Source organism: Pseudomonas congelans (assembly GCF_900103225.1).
Lineage (GTDB): Bacteria > Pseudomonadota > Gammaproteobacteria > Pseudomonadales > Pseudomonadaceae > Aquipseudomonas > Aquipseudomonas congelans.
The window spans coordinates 1-2,880 of sequence record NZ_FNJH01000020.1 but is presented as its reverse complement, the minus strand read 5'-3'; the positions used below and the strand labels follow the sequence as shown (position 1 = coordinate 2,880).

The following is a 2,880-nucleotide window of genomic DNA, read 5'->3' as shown; positions in this document are numbered from 1 at the left end:
AGGTGACCGCTGCCGTAATACAGGTGGTTCAGGTGCTGACCGGTGGGAAGGGTCAGCGTGGTCAGGTTGCTGAGTGGATCGTAGTCGTAGGTCAGCGCGCCCTGTGGCGACGATTCCTGTGTCAGGCGGCCCAGATTGTTCTACCACAGGTATTTGGATTTGTGGGGTGCATCAATGAAACAGAAGGGAGGCTAACGCGATGTTAGCAGTCCCATCTGCTAGCTTGGTTTTTAAAGAGCTTTGAGGTATAAAAAGTATATTGTCTTTCTAAGGTTTTTTAAATTTTATGTTGGTTGGCTTTGGTTTCTAAATTACCACTAGTCTGTCTTTTGTAAAGCCGACAGGCCAGTGTCCCTTATAGTAAATATCTACGACTTCCTTCCACTGAACGCCATGACCATAGTAGCACTCAGATATATACTGTCGAAAAGCAAAGCAAACTCCATTTCTGGCAGCAACACTAAAATCATGTGGTCCACACAAAAAAGGATCTTTGCCCAAATTTTTCGTGGCTGCCATAACAGATTTATTTACTTTTACTCTAAGCTCGATTAGTTTTGTGGATGGTTTAGGTAGTTTATAAAATGGGTCGTCTTGAGTTGGCGATGTTGGGAGCCACTCAACCTCCGCATAGCATCCTTTAAATTCTAGGTTCAAAGGCTCAACAAATACCTTTCGTACGTTCTCTATGCAGATAATGCGTTTTTCGCTAGAGAATGAAACGCCCATGTTAGAGAAAAAATGGCTTTCTTTTATTTTCTTAAGCTCCGCATCGATGTTCATGGTTATAGTCTTATGTCAGTTAAGGTGATAGGGAAAAGTTTTTCGACGTAGTTAAATCTTTCTCTTGAGTACGGCGCACTCTAGCTGCCGCCCTGCAGACCCTCAAGTGATATTCGAGCTGCGCACGGATCTAAAGTATTAATCCAGGCTGGTATCATAGCTCTTCGATTGCTTTTCTAATCGTAGATAGTAAGAATAGTTCATAGTTTTCAAATATTATTTTTTTGTTGGGTTCTCTTTTGAATGATAGTTCTGTTTCTATTATTGGGTTCTCATTGGGTCCGCTATTGATCGAAGTGTCAATAGAATATATTGGACCGTATCCGGAAGACTGAATAACAACCATTTTTGAATCCGCATCGCCTTGTGAGCGTGCTTTCATTGTTGCAAAAAATACGCTGGGAATCGAAGTGGCTGCTAATCCGCTTTTGGTTGCTCCATAATATGTGTCCCCAGCGAATGATAATGCGCCAAATTTTTTAAGGAATAGCGTGTATGAGTAGGGAAACTTTAACCCCATTTCTTTCTCGAATTCTAGAATTAAGCTATCACTTGCACTTCCTGCAAATGTCAACTCTTCTCCACTTGTATTTATTTCGGATTCAATAGTTTCTAAATAATTCATAGGTGCGTTTCAAAAGTTAAGTGATCTCTTTTCCCAATAGATCTCTCGGTGGAGAGCGCCCGCGTGTTCAGGTGGCTAGGTGAGTCTTAGTCGTAGGTCAGCGCGCCTTGGGCGCAATGTTCTTGGCCAGCCGCCCCAATTAACCTATGGTGTAATATTAATCAGTTAGCTGGCTATCAAGATAGCTTTCTAATAGCTCTAAATCAAAATTATTGTCTTTAATTATTTTCTTGTTAGAGATTATTTTCTTAAATAAATCTTTTTTGAGGATTTTTGGATTCTGCATAATAGCGCAATGTATAAAAATAGCAGGGTATGCATAAATATTTGGGGCGTCATTTACGTCTTGAATTGTGCGTTCGCTTGCAATTATGCAACCTGCGATTTTTGGTATGTAATCTTCTTCGATAACTTGTCTGATATGCTTGCTTATAGCGACGGCATCTTCAGGAGTCGGTGTTTTTAATACGCCACCGCTCACCAGTGTGAGTTTTTTATCTTCTATTTTTAATGTGGTATAAGAGCTGCACGCTTTGTTCAGTAGGTTGCTTTTATAGGGAGCGATAAAATTTGCGGTGCATTCGAAAATAGGCCCGCCGAAAACGTGCCAGCCGAGATAGTAGCCATTGGCGTTGGTAAGGTGCTCCAAATAAAGCTCGGCAACATATGCTTTTTCAAACTTAAACTTTAGTTTGTTTTTAGATGCTAGAATTTTTATTTTGTCTGTGCCGATTAACTTGGAGGGGGTGATGGCTTTAAGCTCTTTTAATAGCTCGTTTTCAAATATTTTTCTATTTTCCAAGCTCATAAAATTACCTATATTTTAATATGCTAAAGATCGCATTGTGAGTTGCTCCTTTGCCGCCCAGTTCAATGCCGCGCTGCCCTTTAGTGTCAACTTTAAAAGTCCCTGCAATTCCCTTTGATTGCTTGATCACCCCCCCGCCTAAGTGAATAGTGGTATTGGCAGGTGTGGACATGTTGTATATGCCTGCTGCTTTTTGGTTTTTTGTGAGCCCGCCTGATCTGTGTTTTACTTCAAATACGTGAATTACACCATTTTTATCTTTGGCCACGAAGTCCGCACGTATTCTGCTACCGTTAACTTTCATTGTCAGTTCTTCTGCAAGTACCTCGTAATTATTGCGCTCAAGATCACGCTTGGCTTTAAGTCGTCCTTTTTCACCACTTGCAGCACTCTTGCACAGACCCCAAGGATCAACCCACCCATAAGGATTAGGCGCATACAGATAGAGATTATCCCCACCACTCAACCCAATCGGATCCTGCGTAATAAACCGTCCAATCTCCGGATCGTAATACCGAAACGTGTTGTAGTGAAGCCCTGTCTCCACATCGAAATACTGCCCCTGAAACCTCAGGTTCTGCTCGACCTCGTTCACCACCAGCTTCTCAATCGCCCCCCACGGCCGATATTTGGCCTGCCAGACGATCTGCCCTTCGGCGTCGGT

Annotated in this window: 4 protein-coding genes and 1 pseudogene; all 5 read right to left on the bottom strand. The window is 42.2% G+C overall.

Annotated elements, in window-relative coordinates; all coding sequences use genetic code 11:
* Positions 1 to 134, bottom strand: a pseudogene (locus BLR20_RS28210) (RHS repeat domain-containing protein); the annotation flags it as partial.
* A 172-nt stretch (positions 135 to 306) separates the two neighbouring features.
* Entirely contained in the window at positions 307 to 783 is a 477-nt protein-coding gene (locus tag BLR20_RS26280; RefSeq protein WP_074595117.1) for a hypothetical protein, read from the bottom strand.
* A gap of 154 nt (positions 784 to 937) precedes the next feature.
* Positions 938 to 1,408 carry an SMI1/KNR4 family protein gene (locus BLR20_RS26275; protein WP_074595116.1) on the bottom strand — a complete coding sequence of 157 codons (471 nt, stop codon included), beginning with the start codon at positions 1,406 to 1,408 and terminating at the stop codon, positions 938 to 940.
* A 157-nt stretch (positions 1,409 to 1,565) separates the two neighbouring features.
* Complete coding sequence (locus BLR20_RS26270; protein ID WP_054993137.1) at positions 1,566 to 2,216, bottom strand: hypothetical protein; 651 nt, start codon at positions 2,214 to 2,216, stop codon at positions 1,566 to 1,568.
* 4 nt (positions 2,217 to 2,220) lie between these two features.
* Positions 2,221 to 2,880, bottom strand: a 660-nt coding sequence (locus tag BLR20_RS26265) for an RHS repeat-associated core domain-containing protein (RefSeq protein ID WP_074595115.1), incomplete at its 5' end; no start/stop codon positions are given.

Bases quoted from the DNA above. Each gene is read 5' to 3' on its own strand.
- BLR20_RS26280 (WP_074595117.1), bottom strand. From the start codon at position 783: ATGAACATCGATGCGGAGCTTAAGAAAATAAAAGAAAGCCATTTTTTC.
- BLR20_RS26275 (WP_074595116.1), bottom strand. From the start codon at position 1,408: ATGAATTATTTAGAAACTATTGAATCCGAAATAAATACAAGTGGAGAA.
- BLR20_RS26270 (WP_054993137.1), bottom strand. From the start codon at position 2,216: ATGAGCTTGGAAAATAGAAAAATATTTGAAAACGAGCTATTAAAAGAG.